This is a genomic window from Agromyces humi (assembly GCF_009720255.1).
Lineage (GTDB): Bacteria > Actinomycetota > Actinomycetes > Actinomycetales > Microbacteriaceae > Agromyces > Agromyces humi.
Genome location: NZ_WJSP02000041.1, coordinates 1 through 17,496, shown reverse-complemented (window position 1 = coordinate 17,496; position 17,496 = coordinate 1). Strand labels below are relative to the sequence as shown.

At 68.6% G+C, this 17,496-nt stretch carries 18 protein-coding genes and 2 tRNA genes; 5 read left to right on the top strand and 15 right to left on the bottom strand.

The features are described 5' to 3' along the window. A partial coding sequence (locus GH736_RS06175; RefSeq protein WP_159601246.1) for a PASTA domain-containing protein occupies window positions 1-873 on the top strand: 873 nt, incomplete at its 5' end. 51 nt (window positions 874-924) lie between these two features. Beyond that, on the top strand, window positions 925-2,619 hold the full coding sequence (pknB, locus tag GH736_RS06170; protein WP_159601244.1) for a Stk1 family PASTA domain-containing Ser/Thr kinase: 1,695 nt from the start codon (window positions 925-927) through the stop codon (window positions 2,617-2,619). 55 nt (window positions 2,620-2,674) lie between these two features. Here pknB and GH736_RS06165 read toward each other — a convergent pair whose 3' ends face one another. From GH736_RS06165 to GH736_RS06160, 3 genes are read right to left on the bottom strand one after another with little or no spacing between them, the layout of a single operon-like run. Then, a complete protein-coding gene (locus GH736_RS06165) occupies window positions 2,675-3,313 on the bottom strand; it encodes an anthranilate synthase component II (protein WP_159601242.1) in 639 nt (212 codons plus the stop codon). Next, window positions 3,310-3,468, bottom strand: coding sequence for a hypothetical protein (locus GH736_RS24460; RefSeq protein WP_203230661.1), 159 nt, complete (start codon window positions 3,466-3,468; stop codon window positions 3,310-3,312). Before GH736_RS24460 ends, GH736_RS06165 begins: the two co-directional genes overlap by 4 nt. Window positions 3,469-3,471: 3 nt before the next feature. Further along, window positions 3,472-4,266: a class E sortase gene (locus GH736_RS06160; protein WP_159601240.1), complete on the bottom strand. Its 795-nt coding sequence runs from the start codon at window positions 4,264-4,266 to the stop codon at window positions 3,472-3,474. Window positions 4,267-4,337: 71 nt separating this feature from the next. On the opposite strand from GH736_RS06160, the gene GH736_RS06155 reads away from it, so the two are divergent. After that, a complete protein-coding gene (locus tag GH736_RS06155; RefSeq protein ID WP_159601238.1) occupies window positions 4,338-4,577 on the top strand; it encodes a cell division protein CrgA in 240 nt (79 codons plus the stop codon). A gap of 157 nt (window positions 4,578-4,734) precedes the next feature. Here GH736_RS06155 and GH736_RS06150 read toward each other — a convergent pair whose 3' ends face one another. Together GH736_RS06150 and GH736_RS06145 are read right to left on the bottom strand one after the other, a co-directional pair. Further along, window positions 4,735-5,598 (bottom strand): rhomboid family intramembrane serine protease, encoded by an 864-nt coding sequence (locus GH736_RS06150; RefSeq protein ID WP_235933855.1) that lies wholly within the window; start codon window positions 5,596-5,598, stop codon window positions 4,735-4,737. Window positions 5,599-5,605: 7 nt separating this feature from the next. Further along, on the bottom strand, window positions 5,606-6,145 hold the full coding sequence (locus GH736_RS06145; protein ID WP_159601234.1) for a peptidylprolyl isomerase: 540 nt from the start codon (window positions 6,143-6,145) through the stop codon (window positions 5,606-5,608). Window positions 6,146-6,264: 119 nt separating this feature from the next. Here GH736_RS06145 and GH736_RS06140 point away from each other — a divergent pair, with 119 nt between their 5' ends. Next, on the top strand, window positions 6,265-6,795 hold the full coding sequence (locus tag GH736_RS06140; RefSeq protein ID WP_159601232.1) for a hypothetical protein: 531 nt from the start codon (window positions 6,265-6,267) through the stop codon (window positions 6,793-6,795). A 633-nt stretch (window positions 6,796-7,428) separates the two neighbouring features. Further along, window positions 7,429-7,677 carry a hypothetical protein gene (locus tag GH736_RS06135; RefSeq protein ID WP_159601230.1) on the top strand — a complete coding sequence of 83 codons (249 nt, stop codon included), beginning with the start codon at window positions 7,429-7,431 and terminating at the stop codon, window positions 7,675-7,677. A gap of 162 nt (window positions 7,678-7,839) precedes the next feature. Here the strand turns inward: GH736_RS06135 and GH736_RS06130 are convergent, their stop codons facing one another. The 10 genes from GH736_RS06130 to dnaN form a co-directional block, all read right to left on the bottom strand. After that, window positions 7,840-8,289, bottom strand: a complete 450-nt coding sequence (locus GH736_RS06130; protein ID WP_159601228.1) for an NUDIX hydrolase — start codon at window positions 8,287-8,289, stop codon at window positions 7,840-7,842. Between the two features lie 50 nt (window positions 8,290-8,339). Then, window positions 8,340-9,176: a hypothetical protein gene (locus GH736_RS06125; RefSeq protein ID WP_159601226.1), complete on the bottom strand. Its 837-nt coding sequence runs from the start codon at window positions 9,174-9,176 to the stop codon at window positions 8,340-8,342. A gap of 163 nt (window positions 9,177-9,339) precedes the next feature. Further along, window positions 9,340-9,412 (bottom strand) — tRNA-Ala (locus GH736_RS06120). 42 nt (window positions 9,413-9,454) lie between these two features. Further along, window positions 9,455-9,528: transfer RNA gene (locus GH736_RS06115), tRNA-Ile, on the bottom strand. A gap of 66 nt (window positions 9,529-9,594) precedes the next feature. Continuing rightward, complete coding sequence (locus GH736_RS06110) at window positions 9,595-9,999, bottom strand: DUF3566 domain-containing protein (protein WP_159601224.1); 405 nt, start codon at window positions 9,997-9,999, stop codon at window positions 9,595-9,597. Between the two features lie 6 nt (window positions 10,000-10,005). Next, on the bottom strand, window positions 10,006-12,528 hold the full coding sequence (gene gyrA / locus GH736_RS06105; protein WP_407922328.1) for a DNA gyrase subunit A: 2,523 nt from the start codon (window positions 12,526-12,528) through the stop codon (window positions 10,006-10,008). An 82-nt stretch (window positions 12,529-12,610) separates the two neighbouring features. Beyond that, window positions 12,611-14,623: a DNA topoisomerase (ATP-hydrolyzing) subunit B gene (gene gyrB, locus GH736_RS06100; RefSeq protein WP_159601220.1), complete on the bottom strand. Its 2,013-nt coding sequence runs from the start codon at window positions 14,621-14,623 to the stop codon at window positions 12,611-12,613. A gap of 123 nt (window positions 14,624-14,746) precedes the next feature. After that, window positions 14,747-15,238, bottom strand: a complete 492-nt coding sequence (locus tag GH736_RS06095) for a DUF721 domain-containing protein (protein WP_159601218.1) — start codon at window positions 15,236-15,238, stop codon at window positions 14,747-14,749. After that, window positions 15,231-16,448: a DNA replication/repair protein RecF gene (recF, locus tag GH736_RS06090; RefSeq protein ID WP_159601216.1), complete on the bottom strand. Its 1,218-nt coding sequence runs from the start codon at window positions 16,446-16,448 to the stop codon at window positions 15,231-15,233. Before recF ends, GH736_RS06095 begins: the two co-directional genes overlap by 8 nt. A gap of 100 nt (window positions 16,449-16,548) precedes the next feature. Next, window positions 16,549-17,496 (bottom strand): DNA polymerase III subunit beta (gene dnaN / locus GH736_RS06085; RefSeq protein ID WP_159601214.1); only part of this gene is annotated, 948 nt, incomplete at its 5' end.

Sequence of the window (17,496 nt, the reverse complement as noted above, 5' to 3'; positions counted from 1 at the left end):
GATGAGGGCGACCCTCAGCTACGCCTGACCAGTTCCCTCGTCCCGCTTCGGGATGCGGGGGACCTGTACGCCTGCGACCAGCGCGGCCAGCTGCCCGTCCGCGGCGATCGTTTTGCGGTCGACAGCGAGGTCGTCGTCGACGAGCCCGCGAAGAAGAAGCGCAGCCCGTGGACCTGGCCGCTGATCGTGCTCATCGCGATCCTCGCGATCGTCCTGATCGGCACGATCATCGCCCTCGCGATGAACAACGACGACGGCGGCGGCGGCAAGGATCCCGCATCCACTTCGGCGCGACCGACCACGAGCTCGACGCCCACGAAGGCGCCGACGAGCGCACCGCCCACGAGCGAGGCTCCCCAGACGATCCAGATCGACCGCAACTCCTACATCGGCATGAACGTCGACGATGCGGCCGCGCAGATCGAGGCGCTCGGCCTGCCCGTCGTGCGTGAGGCGGGCGCCGCAGCGACCGAGCCCGGACTCGCGAACACCGTCTCCGAGGTCAACCCGAGCGGCCCCGTGCAGCCCGGCACAACCATCACGCTGACGTACCTCACGGACCCGGTCGCTCCGAGCGCGCCGACGGCTGCGCCGACCACGACCGCGAGCAATCCGGTGAAGCCCAACGTCGGCCAGATCACGGTGAGCTGGACCGCCCAGTCATGCCCGGCCGGCCAGACGCTCAGCGGCTACGAGGTCTCGGTCACCGGTGACGCCACGGTGCCGAACAACCCGGTCTTCGGCCCGGGCACCACGAGTGCCCAGGTCAACGTCAACAACACCCCCGGCGGCTCGTTCGACGTGACCTATCGCTACTTCTGCGGCCAGCTCGATTCGCCGTTCTCCCCGGCCCTCACGGTCGACATCGAATAGCGTCGACATTCCATACTGACGGGCCACGAGACACGAGGACGGAGCTGCACGGTGAGCGATGAAGGACGCGTGCTCGCGGGGCGCTACCGCGTCGGCGCGCTCATCGGTCGCGGCGGCATGTCCGACGTCCACGTCGGAACCGACACCCGGCTCGGCCGCCAGGTCGCCATCAAGCTGCTGAAGCCGCAACTCGCCACCGATCCGGCCTTCCGCATGCGGTTCCGCCAGGAGGCGCAGTCCGCTGCGCGCATGGCGCACCCGACCATCGTGCGCGTGTTCGACGCGGGCGAGGAGACCGTGATCGACGGCCGCGGGCACGAGGTGCAGTTGCCGTTCATCGTGATGGAGTACGTCGAGGGCCGACTCCTCAAGGACATCATCCACGACGGTCCGCTCGAGCCCGTGGCGGCCGTGCGCGTCATCGACGGCGTGCTCACCGCGCTCGAGTACTCGCATCGAGCCGGCGTGGTGCACCGCGACATCAAGCCGGGCAACATCATGATCACCACCACCGGCCAGGTGAAGGTGATGGACTTCGGCATCGCTCGAGCAGTGTCCGATTCGGCGACCACCGTCGCGCAGACCACGGCGATCCTCGGCACGGCGTCGTACTTCTCGCCCGAGCAGGCCAAGGGCGAGACCGTCGATGCCCGCACCGACCTCTACTCGACCGGTGTGGTGCTCTTCGAGATGCTCACGGGTCGTCCGCCGTTCCGGGGCGACACCCCGGTCGCAGTGGCCTACCAGCACGTGAGCGAACGTCCGGTCAAGCCGAGCGTCATCAACCCCAAGGTCTCGCCGGCGCTCGACGCGGTCGTGCTGCACGCCCTCGCGAAGAACCGGGAGCAGCGCTACCAGAGCGCCGCCGAGTTCCGCGCCGACGTCGACACCGCGGCATCCGGCCGGGTTCCGGTGCACCGCCAGCCCGACGAGGCGACCATGCTCTTCGGCGCACCCACCGGATCGCTCTCCAGCTCGGAGCTCGCCCTGCGCCAGCTCACCGAGGACGAGACGATGACCCGCACCCAGCGGCGTCCCCCGGCGATCTGGATCTGGTCGGGCATCATCGGCGTGATCGTGATCGTGGTGGCCGTCATGTACTGGGCGTTCAACCTCCAGCCGACCGACGACCTGCCCTCGAACGCCCGCGAGATCCCGGTGCTCACCGGCAGCACCTACGAGCAGGCGGTGCAGCAACTCCAAGAACTCGGCCTGCCGGCGACGCGCATCGACGAGTCGAGCGATTCGGTGCCGGCCGACCAGGTCATCCGCACGGATCCGCCGAACGGTGAGATCGTCGACACCGGCACCGCCGTCACCGTGTACGTGTCGACTGGCAAGGAACCGGTGACGGTTCCCGATGTGCGCAACAAGCCGCTCGATCAGGCGAAGGCCGACGTGCAGGCTGCCGGGCTCGCGCCCGGCACCGAGACCCGCGAGAACTCCCCGACGGTCCCTGCCGACACGGTGCTCGGCACGACACCCGAGGCCGGCACGTCGGCGGAGTCGGGGTCGTCGGTCGACTTCCGCATCTCCAGCGGGCTCGTGACGCTCACCGACCTCACCGGCCAGACGCTCTCGGCTGCGTCGTCGTACCTGTCCGCCGAGAACCTGCAGCTCACGCCGGTGCCCAAGCCCGACGCCGCGTGCAAGTCGCAGCCCGGGTCGCCGGTCACGCAGCAGTCGCTGGCGCCCGGAGACGTGCCGCAGAAGTCGTCGGTCGAGCTCACCTACTGCGCGGGCTGACCCACGCGGTCGAGCCGGACCTACTGCGCGGGCTGACGCACGCGGTCGAGCCGGATCAGTTCGCCCGCATCAGCGGGTTGAGGTGCTCGGCGCGCTCGCGTGCCGTCGGCAGTCCGGCGACGGCCAGCCAATTGCCGAGCATGCGGTAGCCGCCCTCGGTGAGCACCGACTCGGGGTGGAACTGCACCCCGAAGATCGGCGCGGTCTCGTGACGGAGTCCCATGATCACGCCGCCCTGCGTGCGGCTGGTGATGACGAGGTCGTTCGGCACCGTGCCGTCGACGACCGCCAGCGAGTGGTAGCGCGTCGCCGTGAACGGCTGCGGCACCCCGTCGTAGAAGTCGCTGTCGTCGTGCGTGATGCGCGACGTCTTGCCGTGCATGAGCTCCTCGGCGTTGGTGACCGTCGCACCGAACGCCTCCGCGATCGCCTGGTGTCCGAGGCACACGCCGAGGATGGGCTGACCCGACGCGAGCGCCGCGTTCACGACCGGGATCGAGACGCCGGCGTCCGACGGCTTGCCCGGCCCGGGCGAGATGAGCACCGCGTCGTACTCCGCGATGCGCGCAGGCACGTCGGCCACGGCGATGTCGTCGTTGCGCACCACCTCGGTCTCGGCGCCGAGCTCCTGCAGGTAGCCGTTCAGCGTGTAGACGAAGCTGTCGTAGTTGTCGACGACGAGTACTCGGGTCATGTGTCCACCGTGACTTGAATCGGGTTGATGATGCCGTCGACCCAGGGGAAGACCCAGGTGAAGAGCACGAAGACGACGGCGACGAGCAGGATGAGCGCGAGGAGGACCCGCACCCACACCGGTCCGGGAAGCACGCGCCACAGCGCACCGTACATGGCTCAGGACCCCCAGGTGGCGACGACGTCGGCGATCTCGGCCGGCGGGCCGGCGGTGCTCGGCTGCCAGGATTCGAGCACGCCGTAGGCGATGATGCGCTCTGCCGTGGAGTAGAGCGGGTTGCAGCTGGTGAGGGTCACGACGCGGTCGGTCGGCTGCAGGTCGGGATGGTGCGGCACGGGCGCCAGCACGTCGACGGTCGAGGGCGTGACGTACTCGAAGTCGCGGAAGCGGTAGGTGTACCAGCCGTCAGCGGTCTGGATGTAGATCGCGTCGCCCAGCTGCAGCTGCTCGATCTCGTGCATGCCGCCGCCGTAGGCGCTGCGGTGCGACGCGATCGCGAAGTTGCCCACCTGGCCCGGCATCTGCGTGCCGGGGTAGTGTCCGATGCCCAGCTCGGTGCTGTTCAGCACGTTCAGGCCGGTGCCCTCTGCGACTCGACGCTGCGAGTCCCCACCGAAGCGCGGCACGTACATCACCGCGAACGCCTCACCGTCGCCGTAGGTGGCCGGACCGACCACCGGGTCGCCATACGTCGCGGGGTCGGGCGCCGGCGCGTCGCCACGGGCCGCCTTGCCCTCTTCGAGCCACTCCGCACCGAGGTCGGATGCCGCGGCCGACTGCTGCCCCGCCATGATCGCGTCGTTCCACCACAACTGCCAGCCGAGGAAGAGCAGGATCAGCGCACCGGCGGTGAGGAGCAGTTCACCGAGGACGCCGACGACGCTCACGCGGCGGGGACGCGCTGCGCGGGCGGACCCACGTGACGCGTGGCGCGGCGGCTGTTCGGCGGACATGAGGTCGATTCTATTCGTCGCCGACCGGCCTCGGCTGGGAGTACCGGTCCGGCTCGGATAGAATCGCCCGCATGGCACGTACCAAATCATCGAAGCCCGCGCGCGCGGAGCAGGCGACCGGCGAAGAAGCCCCCAACCCCGTCTGGTTCAAGCCCGTCATGTTCGGCTTCATGCTGCTCGGGCTCGCCTGGATCATCGTCTTCTACGTGAGCCAGGGCCGGCTGCCCATCGCCGACCTCGGTTCGTGGAACATCCTCATCGGTTTCGGCATCGCATTCGTCGGATTCCTGATGACGACGCGCTGGCGCTGACTCACGAGCACTGAGAGCGGGCGGATGCTGCGGCATCCGCCCGCTCTCTGCGTGTTCTCCACAGGTTATGCACACCCCTGAATGTGCTCGTGTCCCCTGTATTGGCGTCAACTACAGCCGTGTAATTCTCCCCAGCTGTGGACGCGGCTGTGGATAACTAGAACGCACCGATCTTCCACCGCGCCACGACCGTGCCGATGACGTAGAGCACGACCGCGAGGCCGATGAGCAGGCCGATCTGCAGGCCGCGTCGCGACCGGCTCCGGGTCTCGAGGAGGATCAGTCCCACGAGCGCCCCACCGATCAGTCCCCCGAGGTGCGCCTGCCACGAGATGTTGGCGCCCGGGATGAACCCGATGGCCAGGTTGATCGCCAGCAGGACGTAGAGCTGCGTCATGTTGCCGCCGAGGCGGCGCTGGATGACCACGAACGCGCCCATGAGCCCGAAGATGGCGCCGGATGCCCCGAGCACCTGAGTGGTGGGCGCGGCGAAGACGACCACCCCGATCGAACCGGCGAGGCCGCTGATGAGGTAGAGCGCCAGGAACCGGATGCGCCCGAGCATCGGCTCGAGCAGCCGCCCGAAGATCCACAGCGTGTACATGTTCAGGAGGATGTGCACGAACAACGAGGTCGAGTGCAGGAACACCGACGTGATCGCGCGCCAAGGCTCGGGCAGCACCTCGGTCATGAACACCGGGCTGAAGAACAGCGCGTTGGTCACGCCGAGTCCGGGGATCCACTGCAGCAGGTACACCAGCGCGGTGATGCCGATGAGGGAATACGTCACCACCGGGGCGCCTCGCCCGGCTGCGGAGCGCACGCGCGTCCACGCAGCCGGCTTCGTGCGTGGCGCGGTCGCCCGCTGCTCCCGCATGCACTCGGGGCAGATCACTCCGACGGGCGCCTGCGTCTGGCACTCGGGGCAGATGGTGCGCCCGCACCGCTGGCAGAGGATGTAGCTCTGCCGGTCGGGATGCCGGTAGCAGAAGTTCGTGCGATCGGCGCCCGCCTCACTCACCGGAGCGTCAGGCCTGCTCGATCGTGATGCTCTCGATGACGACGTCGTCGAGGGGGCGGTCACGACCGTCGGTGGGCACCGAGGCCAGCTTGTCGACGACGGCCTGGCTCGCGGCATCCGTCACCTTGCCGAAGATGGAGTGCTTGCCCTGCAGCCAGGTGGTGGGACCGACGGTGATGAAGAACTGCGAGCCGTTGGTGCCACGCCCGCCCTGGATGCCGGCATTGGCCATAGCGAGCACGTAGGGCTCGGTGAAGTCGAGCTCGGAGTTGATCTCGTCGTCGAACTGGTAGCCGGGTCCGCCGACGCCGTGGCCGAGCGGGTCGCCGCCCTGGATCATGAAGCCGGGGATGATGCGGTGGAAGACGACGCCGTCGTACAGCGGGTCGTTCGACTTCTCGCCGGTGGCGGGGTGGGTCCATTCGATCTCGCCGGTCGCGAGGCCGACGAAGTTCTTGACGGTCTTCGGGGCCTGGTGCCCGTACAGGTCGACCTTGATGGGTCCGAGGTTGGTGTTGAGGGTCGCGACTGCGGTGGGAATCGGCATGCCCTTATTCTGTCACGCGTGGATTCGTCAAGCGGCATGAAGGATTCCGACTCCCACCCCGTTTCCAGCCGTTTCGGTGGCAAGATGGAGGGGTTCGCTGCACAACGATGGAGGTCGAGATGAGCCTGTCACGCAAGCGCCGGAAGGAACTCAAGCGGCTGCGCAGCAGTGCGGAGGAACTTTGGGGGGTCCAGCAGGATGTGCTGGAGCGCGCCAATGACGTCGCACAGGAGGCCAAGCGTCAGCTCGGCCATCTGACGCGCGAGGAGTTCGTCCCGCGTGTGCGCACCGGCTACGAGAGCTATGTGCGTCCGGGGGTGGAGCAGGCCAAGGGCTACGTGCGCGTCGCCGGCAGCTCTGCCGAGCGCACGCTGGGCAACGCGCTCGGCTCGGTGCTCTCGATCGGCGACATCGCCAACGACGCGCGCGTGCGTCGTGCCGTCGAGCGCATCTCGCCGAGGGCCGCTGCCGTCGTCAAGGAGAAGAAGGGCGCTGGGGTCGGTACCTACCTGGCGATCGGTGCGGGCATCATCGCCGCCGCCGGCGTCGCGTACGCCGTCTGGCAGACCTTCCGCGCAGACGATGAGCTGTGGGTCGCCGACGACGAGCCCACGCCGTCGACGAGCGCGTCGACCACTCCGGCGATCTGAGCCGCTGTCGATCAGATCTGATGTCCGAAGGCCCCGCCTGTGTTCGCAGGCGGGGCCTTCGTCATGCCCCCGGATGCCGCGTACGACGGGTGCAGGCACCCCTCTCCCGTCCGTGCCAGCACTGATTTCCGACGAATCTGGGAAATCGCCTTGCGTCCGGCCTGAATTCCCCGCTAGTCTCAACTCTCGGTCAGACACACGCAGAAACCGAGAGGAGTTGATACCCATGATGCAGTCACAGCAGCCCATCTTCACGGCGCGGCGCACGGGAGTCCTCCTCACGCAGCCGGCCTGCTAGTTCGCCCCGTCGTCACGCGCCTCCGCGCCTGACCGGCTCCGCGCCCTCCACGGCGTGACCGCGCGGCATCTGTGCCGCGGCATCCGTCGCCTCGCGATCGTTCGATCGCCGCCGCAACGGCCGCCACCCGCATCGGACTTCCCGATCGCTCACCGCCCCACTCCGCCATCGCGCTCTCGCGTGCCCGGAGTCATCGACGTGCGTCGCTCGCGCCGGTCCGTCCGCGAGCCCGCCGGCACCACCGCACCACCGCACCACCGACGGACCGCTCACTCGTCCGGCACCGTGCCGGACGGGCTCCATCACCCGCACCACCACACATCGAAGGAAACACCGTGAACACGAGTTCTCTCACCGCCGGTTCGGCTCGCCAGGGCCAAGCCACCGAACTGCGTGCCCAGGCACGCCAACTGCACGAGCGCCTCGCCCGCCGTGCCGGTCTCGCGCTGCTCGCGTGGACCCGCCGACAGGATGAGCGCCGCGCGCACGACGCGGTGCACCTGCACCGTCACACCGCTCGGGCCGCCGAGCGTGCACACCAGGACCAGTACCGTCTGGTCACCCTCGCCACCCCGCTCGCCTGATCATGGGTGGCGGAATCACCGAGCCCCCCGCGGGGCGACCTCGTCTCGGGGAGAACTTCCGCGGGGGCCTCGGCTGCACAGGTCGGCGTCGAGAGCGCATCGGCGGCACAGGCCGCTGCGTTGTCGACGCCGACCTGCGCCAAGCCGGGGCGGCGTTCCCCGTCAGCCCTCGGCCTGCGGTGCCACCCCGTCGGCAGGTTCGGCCGCGTTGAGCCGCAGTCCGATGTCGAGCAGGCTCACCCGGTGCAACTGCGGCACCTCGGCGACGGGGAACCAGCGCGCCTCATCGCTCGATCCGCCGACCTCGTTGCGGAGCGCGCCGCCGAGCACGCTGGCGCGGTAGACGATGCGCATGGCGTAGAGCGGGTCGGTGCCCGAGTGCCGCCTGGCGGCAGGCACCACCATGGTGTCGATGCCGAGCAGCCGGTCGACGGATGCCTCATACCCGGTTTCCTCGAAGATCTCGCGCTTCGCCGCGGCGACGGGATGCTCTGCGCCCTCGACGCCGCCCCCGGGCAGCGTCCAGCCGGATCGCCCGTGCTCGTTCCAGTGCGACAGCAGGATCTGCCCGTCGCGGATGATCACGCCATACGCGGCGATGCGGATGTCCATCCCGACACTGTACCCGCGGCACCGAGCGGCCCGTCGGGTCGTGGGCGGCGTCAGTGGCCCCACACGATCCAGCCGCCGTGGGGCAGTAGTGGGACGGCCAGGAACAGGAAGTCCGAGTCGGCGACCCCGATCGGTTCGGCGATGCTGGTCTCGGTGGACCGCAGTTCGCCGACTTCCTCGCCGGAGCTGCCCAACGGTTCGGTGAGCGCCCAGGCGGCGCGGGCCTGGCCGGGGCTCAGCACGAAACACGCCCGCCCGGGGCCGCGCACGAGGTGATGGCCCTCCTGCCCGAGGAAGACGCTGCGGCCCTCGACCGGGTCGACCGCGAAGCTCAGTACCCGACCTGCACGGAGGAGCGCCTGCATCTGCGAGGGAAGCCGACGCCAGATCGACCCCACGTCCCCGAGCGCGCCTGCGTCTTCAGGACTGGCGTCCGCATCGAGCTTGCACACCGCGTAGCGGTCGGGCCGGAATGTCTCGGGGATGGGATCCGCCCACGCCTCCGTCGGCACGCTGATGCTCAGGTAGAGCTGGAGGTCCCGCGGCTCGACCGTCCCGCTGCGAACGAGGTTCAGTCCGCGCGGGCTCAGGCGGCGTTCGAAGACGGGGCCGACCTCAGGGTGGGAGAGCACCCGTCCGTCGTCGTAGACGAGGATCCAGCCCTCGTCGGCCCTGGCCCACACGGCGACGACCTCGGGGGTGGCCGTGGTGTCGGGAGCCGCAGGTATCCCGCCGTGCACGACGACCACCTCGGGTTTCGCCGTGGCGATCGGAGCCGCAGGGGTTCCGGCGCCATGGGCGTCAGGCGCGCCTGTCGGGGTGCCGGCCTGCCCCCCGACGATCCCGATCGCACCTGCCGCCAGCGCGAGCGCCGAGGCTGCGGCCACCCGCGAGAATCGGGCTCGACCCGGTGCGGGGGAAGGTTCGGCGGAGTTCATGTCGCGTGGTCCAACCAATGAAGTTCTTCATCAGTAGCACCATCACATGTGAATCTCGACCGAACGACCGGACGGATCTCCGCGAGCAAGGGCGGAAACGCCATGAATACTGTGGAGCCTAGGAGATTCGAACTCCTGACATCCTGCTTGCAAAGCAGGCGCTCTACCAACTGAGCTAAGGCCCCGGAGCGGATGCCGTGACATCCGCGGCTTTGGAATTATCGGAGTGGGGATACGAGGACTTGAACCTCGGACCTCTTCGTTATCAGCGAAGCGCTCTAACCGCCTGAGCTATATCCCCGAATTTCGGCCGAAGGAAAGACTACCTGACGCTGCAGGAATCTCCGAATCGAGCCGAACCCCGGCGTCAGTTGTTGGTGAAGCCGACGAGCAGGCCGCCGGTGATCTTGACGCTGAGGTTGTAGAGCACCGCGATGATCGCTCCGAGCGCGGTGGTCACGACGAGGTTGAGCAGGGCCGCGACGACCGCGAAGCCCATGACGTTGCCGAGCGAGAGCACCGACGTGAGGTCGCCGCTCGAGCCCGCGACATCCTGCACCAGCGAGTTGACCTGCTCGAAGATGCCCGTGGAGCTCAGCACCGTGTGGATGAGGAACGTCACGACGATGCTGATCACCGCAAAGCACACGGCCACGAGGAACGAGAGCTTCACCGCCGACCAGAAGTCGATGTAGACCAGGCGCAGGCGCACCTGCTTTGCCGGGGGCCGGCGGTTGGACTTGCGGGCCAGCTTCTCGGCGACGCTACTCATAGACGGTTACTCCTCTCCCGCGGGCTCGGCCGCTTCGGACTCTGCGGCCTCCTCCACGAGATTCCGTTCGGAATTCTTCGCGATGGCGATGATCCGGTCGTCATCCGCGAACTTCGCGAACACGACGCCCATCGTGTCCCTGCCCTTGGCGGGAACCTCGGCGACGTCAGAGCGTACCACCTTGCCGCTGGCAAGAACCACCAGCACCTCGTCGGCCCGGGAGGCGATGAGCGCGCCGGCGAGATCGCCACGATCGTCGCTCAGCTTGGCGACCTTGATGCCGAGTCCGCCGCGCTGCTGCTTGCGGTAGTCCTCGACGCGGGTTCGTTTGGCGTAGCCGCCCTCGGTCACCACGAACACGTACGTGTCGGACGGACTGAGCTTCTGGCCGGCGTCATCGACGCCCGTTTCGGCAGCCTCGACGTCGACGTCCCCATTCGAGTGGGCGACGACGGATGCCTCGAGCAGGCTGTCCCCATTGCGGAAGCTCATGCCCTTCACGCCCGACGTCGAGCGGCCCATGGGCCGCAGCGCCTCGTCGGTCGCCTCGAACCGGAGCGACATGCCCTTCTTCGACACGAGCAGGATCTCGTCGTGCTCGTCTGCGAGCATCGCCGAGACGAGCTCGTCGCCCTCGCGCAGGTTGATCGCGATGACGCCGCGTGAGCGGTTGGTGTCGTAGGCGGTGAGCTCGGTCTTCTTGACGAGCCCGTCGTGGGTGGCGAGCACCAGGTACTTCGCCACCTCGTAGTCGCGGATGTCGAGGATCTCGGCGATCTGCTCGTCGGGCTGCATCTCGAGCAGGTTCGCGACGTGCTGGCCCTTCGCGTCGCGACCGCCCTCGGCGATCTCGTACGCCTTCGCGCGGTAGACGCGGCCCATGTTCGTGAAGAAGAGGAGCCAGTGGTGCGTGGTGGTCACGAAGAAGTGCTCCACCACGTCGTCGGCGCGCAGCTGCGCGCCCTTGACGCCCTTGCCGCCCCGGTGCTGCGAACGGTAGTTGTCGCTGCGGGTGCGCTTCACGTAGCCGCCGCGGGTGACGGTGACGACCATCTCCTCTTCGGGAATGAGGTCTTCGACGGACATGTCTCCGTCGTAGCCGGGCATGATGTGCGTGCGCCGCTCGTCGCCGAACTTGTCGACGATCTCGGCGAGCTCGTCGGAGACGATCGTGCGCTGACGTGCCGGCGAGGCGATGATCTCGCGGTAGTCCGTGATCTCGGCCTCGAGCTCCTCGGCCTCCTCGATGATCTTCTGCCGCTCGAGGGCCGCGAGCCGGCGGAGCTGCAGCTCGAGGATCGCGCGTGCCTGCAGCTCGTCGATGTCGAGCAGCTCGATCAGGCCGTCGCGCGCCTCCTCGACGGTGGGCGATCGGCGGATGAGCGCAATGACCTCATCGAGTGCGTCGAGCGCCTTGAGGTAGCCGCGCAGGATGTGCATGCGCGCCTCGGCCCGGCGTAGCCGAAACTGAGTGCGACGCACGATCACGTCGATCTGGTGGTCGACCCAGTGCGCGATGAAGCCGTCGATCGAGAGCGTGCGGGGCACGCCGTCGACGATGGCGAGCATGTTCGCGCCGAAGTTGTCCTGCAGTTGCGTGTGCTTGTAGAGGTTGTTCAGCACGACCTTCGCGACCGCGTCGCGCTTCAGCACGATCACGAGGCGCTGGCCGGTGCGGCCCGAGGTCTCGTCGCGGATGTCGGCGATGCCGCCGATCTTGCCGTCCTTCACCAGGTCGGCGATCTTGATCGCCAGGTTGTCGGGGTTCACCTGGTACGGCAGCTCGGTGACGACGAGGCAGGTGCGGCCCTGCAGCTCCTCGACCGAGACGACCGCACGCATGGTGATCGACCCGCGGCCGGTGCGGTACGCGTCGGTGATGCCCTTGACGCCGAGGATCTGCGCGCCGGTCGGGAAGTCGGGCCCCTTGATGCGCTGCATGAGCGCTTCCTGCAACTCCTCGCGGGTGGCCTCGGGGTGGTCGAGGTACCACTGGGCGCCGGATGCCACTTCGCGCAGGTTGTGCGGCGGGATGTTCGTCGCCATGCCGACGGCGATGCCGACGGACCCGTTGACGAGGAGGTTCGGGAACCGCGAGGGCAGGATCGACGGCTCCTGCGTGTGACCGTCGTAGTTGTCCTGGAAGTCGACGGTATCCTCGTCGATGTCGCGCACCATCTCGAGCGCGAGCGGGGCCATCTTCGTCTCGGTGTACCGGGGGGCGGCCGCGCCGTCGTTGCCCGGCGAGCCGAAGTTGCCCTGGCCGAGCGCGAGCGGGTACCGCAGGCTCCACGGCTGCACGAGGCGCACGAGGGCGTCGTAGATCGCGGTGTCACCGTGCGGGTGGAACTGCCCCATCACGTCGCCGACCACGCGGGCGCACTTCGAGAACGACTTGTCGGGCCGGTATCCGCCGTCGTACATCGCGTAGATCACGCGGCGGTGCACGGGCTTCAGGCCGTCGCGCACGTCGGGCAGCGCACGCCCGACGATCACGCTCATCGCGTAGTCGAGGTACGACCGCTGCATCTCGAGCTGCAGGTCGACCTGGTCGATCCGGCCGTGGATGCCGGGGCCCTCGTCGTTCGCGTCGGTGCCGGGGTTCACGGTGTCAGATGTCAAGGAAGCGCACGTCCTTCGCGTTCTTCTGGATGAAGTTGCGGCGGCTCTCGACGTCCTCGCCCATCAGGGTCGAGAAGATCTCGTCGGCGGCGGCCGCATCGTCCATGGTCACCTGGAGCAGGGTGCGGGTCTCGGGATTCATCGTGGTCTCCCAGAGCTCCTGGTGGTTCATCTCGCCGAGACCCTTGTAGCGCTGGATGCCGTTGTCCTTGGGGATGCGCCATCCCTTCGCCGTGCCGTCGGCGAGCAGCGCATCGCGCTCCTTGTCGGAGTAGACGAACTGGTGCTCGGCGTTGGTCCACTTGAGGCGGTAGAGCGGCGGCTGCGCGAGATACACGTAGCCGAGCTCGATGAGCGGGCGCATGTAGCGGAACACCAGCGTGAGCAGCAGCGTCGTGATGTGCTGGCCGTCGACGTCGGCATCGGCCATGAGCACGATCTTGTGATACCTGGCCTTCTCGGGGTTGAAGTCCTCGCCGATGCCGGCGCCGAACGCCGTGATCATGGCCTGCACCTCGTTGTTCGCAAGTGCCCGGTCGAGGCGCGCCTTCTCGACGTTGAGGATCTTGCCGCGCAGCGGCAGGATCGCCTGCGTCTCGGGGTTGCGCCCCTGCACGGCGGAGCCGCCGGCCGAGTCGCCCTCGACGATGAAGATCTCGGAGACCGAGGGGTCCTTCGACGAGCAGTCCTTCAGCTTGCCGGGCATGCCGCCCGACTCGAGCAGCCCCTTACGGCGTGTGGCCTCACGGGCCTTGCGAGCCGCGAGGCGCGCGGTCGCGGCCTGGATGGCCTTGCGGATGATGTCGCGGGCCGGGCCGGGATTGCGCTCGAACCAGTCGGTGAGCTGGTCGCCGGTGACCTTCTGCACGAACGACTTCGCCTCGGTGTTGCCGAGCTTCGTCTTGGTCTGGCCCTCGAACTGCGGCTCGGAGAGCTTCACGGAGATGACCGCCGTGAGGCCTTCGCGCACGTCGTCGCCGGAGAGGTTGTCGTCCTTCTCCTTGAGGATGCCCTTCTCACGCGCGTAGCGGTTGATGAGCGTGGTGAGCGCCGCCCGGAACCCCTCCTCGTGCGTGCCGCCCTCGTGGGTGTTGATCGTGTTCGCGTAGGTGTGCACCGACTCCGTGTACGCCGTCGTCCACTGCATCGCGACCTCGAGCGCGATCTTGCGCTCGGTGTCCTCGGTCTCGAACGAGATGATCTCCTCGTTCACGAGGTCGGACTTCTTCGAGCGGTTCAGGTACTCGACGTAGTCGACCAGGCCGCGCTCGTAGAGGAACGTGTCGGTCCGCGGCGCCGCGGGCTCGGCCTCGGTCGCCGCCGTGTCGTCGGGGTCGATGTCGACGTGGCCCACGCGCTCGTCGGTCAGCGTGATGCGCAGGCCCTTGTTGAGGAACGCCATCTGCTGGAAGCGCGCGCGCAGCGTCTCGTAGTCGAACTCGACGGTCTCGAAGATGTCGGGGCTCGGCCAGAACGTCGTCATGGTGCCGGTCTCGTCGCTCGGCTCGTCCTTCGAGAGCGGGGCGTCGGGCACGCCGACGGTGAAGGACTGGCGCCACACGTGGCCCTGCCGGCGCACCGCCACGTCGAACTTGGTCGAGAGCGCATTGACGACGGATGCCCCGACGCCGTGCAGTCCGCCCGAGACCGCGTACCCGCCGCCGCCGAACTTGCCGCCGGCGTGCAGCACCGTGTGGACGACCTCGACCGTGGAACGGCCCTCGGTCTTGTGGACGTCGACCGGGATGCCGCGGCCGTCGTCGATGACACGAACGCCGCCGTCGGCCAGGATCGTGACGTCGATGGTCGTGGCGTGGCCCGCAAGCGCTTCGTCGACCGAGTTGTCGACGATCTCGGAGACGAGATGGTGCAGGCCTCGGGGACCCGTCGAGCCGATGTACATACCCGGCCGCTTGCGAACCGCTTCGAGGCCCTCGAGTACCTGGATCTCATCAGCACCGTATGCCGGTGACTGCTCGGCCTTCGTGGGTTCGGCTGTCATGTGTGAATCGGGCTCCTGACCGTCATTCTGGCGACCCTTCATCCTATCAAACGGAGGGTGCTCACCGACCCGGAAGCGCCGATCTGAGGCGATCAGACAGGCGAAGTGACCGAATTTGCCGTGTCAGCCGTAGGTATCGCGTGGACCACGCCCTGGAACCGATCTGGGACCCCTTTTCCAGGTGGGGGCATCCGGCCCTTGGAAGCGGATCGTCTCGACGCCCGCTCCGGGGTACCTGTCGAGGATGCGCGTGACCAGGTCGGTGCGCATCAGACGGAGCTGCGTGGCCCACGCCGTGGACTCGCAGCGCACCTGCAGCACCCCGCCCTCGATGGCGATGGCGTCGGAGTGCTTCGCGATCTCGTCGCCCGCGACCTCGGCCCATGAGGCGAGCACCTCGTGCTGCGAGAGCGGCGCCGACCATCCGAGCTGCGTCGTGAGTCCGTCGATCGCCGCCGCGAGCGGCTTGGGGTCGCGACCGGGCGTGAACGGCTCGCTGCCGGAGACCTCGCGGGTTCGGGCCCGCGCCCGGCCGGGTCGCGGCCGGTGGTCGCCGAAGATCTCGCGGAAGTGCTGGTAGACCCGGGCGGCCTCGGAGCGGGACGCGTCAGACATCCGTCGTCGCCTCGGATTCCACGATGCCGGCGGATTCGACGATGCGCCCGGCCTCGATGTGCACGATGCGCGCCGTGAGCGGCTCGGGCACGTCCTCGAGCACCGCAGCGGTGACGAGCACCTGCTCGAAGCCGACGATCGCCTCGGCCAGCCGCTGCCGGCGCAGCCGGTCGAGTTCGGCGAACACGTCGTCGAGCACGAGCACGGGATCGCCGGTGGACGAGTCCCGGCGCAGCAGCTCGGCGGAGGCGAGGCGCAGGGCGAGCGCGAACGACCACGATTCGCCGTGGCTCGCATATCCCTTGGCCGGCAGCCCGTTGAGCAGCAGCAGCACGTCGTCGCGGTGCGGACCCGCGAGGGTGATGCCGCGCTCGAGCTCCTTCGAGCGCAGCACGCCCAGCGCGGCCGCGAACCGCGATCGGGTGTCGGATGCCGCGGGCACGTCGTCGTCGGTGAGCGCTGAAGCCGATGCCGCAGCGGATGCCGCGGGCACGTCGTCGTCGGGATCGGCACCGTCGATCGACAGCGACGGCTGCAGCGAGGGGGCGTGGTCGGCGTCGACGATCGAGTGGTAGGCGGCGGCGAGCGGACCGGCCAGCTCGTCGATGAGGGTGAGGCGCTGGTCGATGAGTTCGGCCCCGAGGTCGACGAGGCGTTCGTCCCAGATGTCGAGGGTCGGCAGCCGGTCGGCGGAGAGGCCGCGCGCCCTGGCGCTCTTGAGGAGCGAGTTGCGCTGCTTGAGCACGCGCTCGTAGTCGGCCATCACGCCGGCGAGGCGCGGGGTGCGCTGCACGAGCAGCTCGTCGAGCATGCGGCGGCGCACCGAGGGCTCACCGCGGACGATCGCGAGGTCCTCGGGAGCGAACAGCACGCTGTGCGCATACCGGGGGAGCTCGCGGGTCTTCACCGGCGAACGGTTGAGCTGGGCGCGATTGGCGCCCTGCCGATTGAGCTGCAACTCGATGAGCAGCTCCCGCTCGCCATGCGCGAGCAGCGCCCGCACGATTGCGGCATCCGCCCCGGCTCGGATCAGCGGCTGGTCGCTCGAGACCCGATGCGACCCGAGCGTCGACAGGTAGCCGATCGACTCGACGAGATTGGTCTTGCCCTGGCCGTTGCGGCCCACGAGGACCGTCGCGCCCGGCCCGAGCACGAGTTCGGCGCGCTCGTAGTTGCGGTAGTCGGTGAGGGAGAGGCGGGCGACGTGCACGCGGGGCTCCCTTCGAATCCGAACGAACCAACGCTACCCCGCGCCACCGACGGCGAGCCGGGGTCGCACCGGGTCGAGCGATCGGACTGGGCCGCCGGACTCAGCGCAGCAGGAGGTTCGGCTGCAGCAGGTAGCGGTAGGTGTCGGCGCCGGCCTGCTCGCGCGAGGTCTGGCTCGTGATCAGCACGGGGCCCGGCTTGTTGGGGTTCTCGGTCTTGGTGAACGAGATGCGCACGAACTCCGAGTGCACGGCGCCGAGGCCGTCGAGGAGGAACTGCGGCTTCAGCGAGACCACCGTGTCGTCGCCCGTCAGGATCGCGTCGATCGTCTCGGACGCCTGGGCCTGCTCGCTGCCGATCGCCTCGAGCGTGAGCCCATCGGCCGAGAAGCTGTAGCGAAGTGCGGCCTCGCGCTCGAGCACCAGCGCGACACGACGGGTCGCCTCGATGAGGTCGGCGGTGTTCATCACCGCGTAGTTGTCGACCGTCTCGGGGAACAACCGGCGCACGGGCGGGAAGTTGCCCTTGATCAGCAGCGAGGTGACGGTCTTCTTCTCGGCGCTGAACGCGATGAGTTCTCGGTCGTCGCGGCTCGTGATCGCGACCGAGATCGTGCCCGAGTGCCCGAAGGTCTTGCCGACCTCCTGCAGGGTTCGGGCAGGAACCAGCGCGGTCACCGCGTCCTCGCTGCCGCCGACGTTGCCGCCGTCCCAGTCGATCTCGCGAACGGCGACGCGGTAGCGGTCGGTGGCGACGAGGCTGATGTTGTTCTCGCGGACCTCGAGCTGCACGCCGGTGATGACCGGGGTGACGTCGTCGCGGGATGCGGCGACGGCGACCTGCGCGACTGCCGACGCGAACTCCTCGGCCGGCACCACGCCGGACTCGGCACCGATCTCGGGGATCGACGGGTATTCCTCGACGGGCATCGAGAGGAGGGTGAAGCTCGCTGAGCCGCAACTGACCTGGATGCGCGACTCCTCGGTGGCCACGCGGACGGGCGCGTTGGGGAGACGGCCGGCGATCTCGGCGAGCAGTCGGCCCGAGAC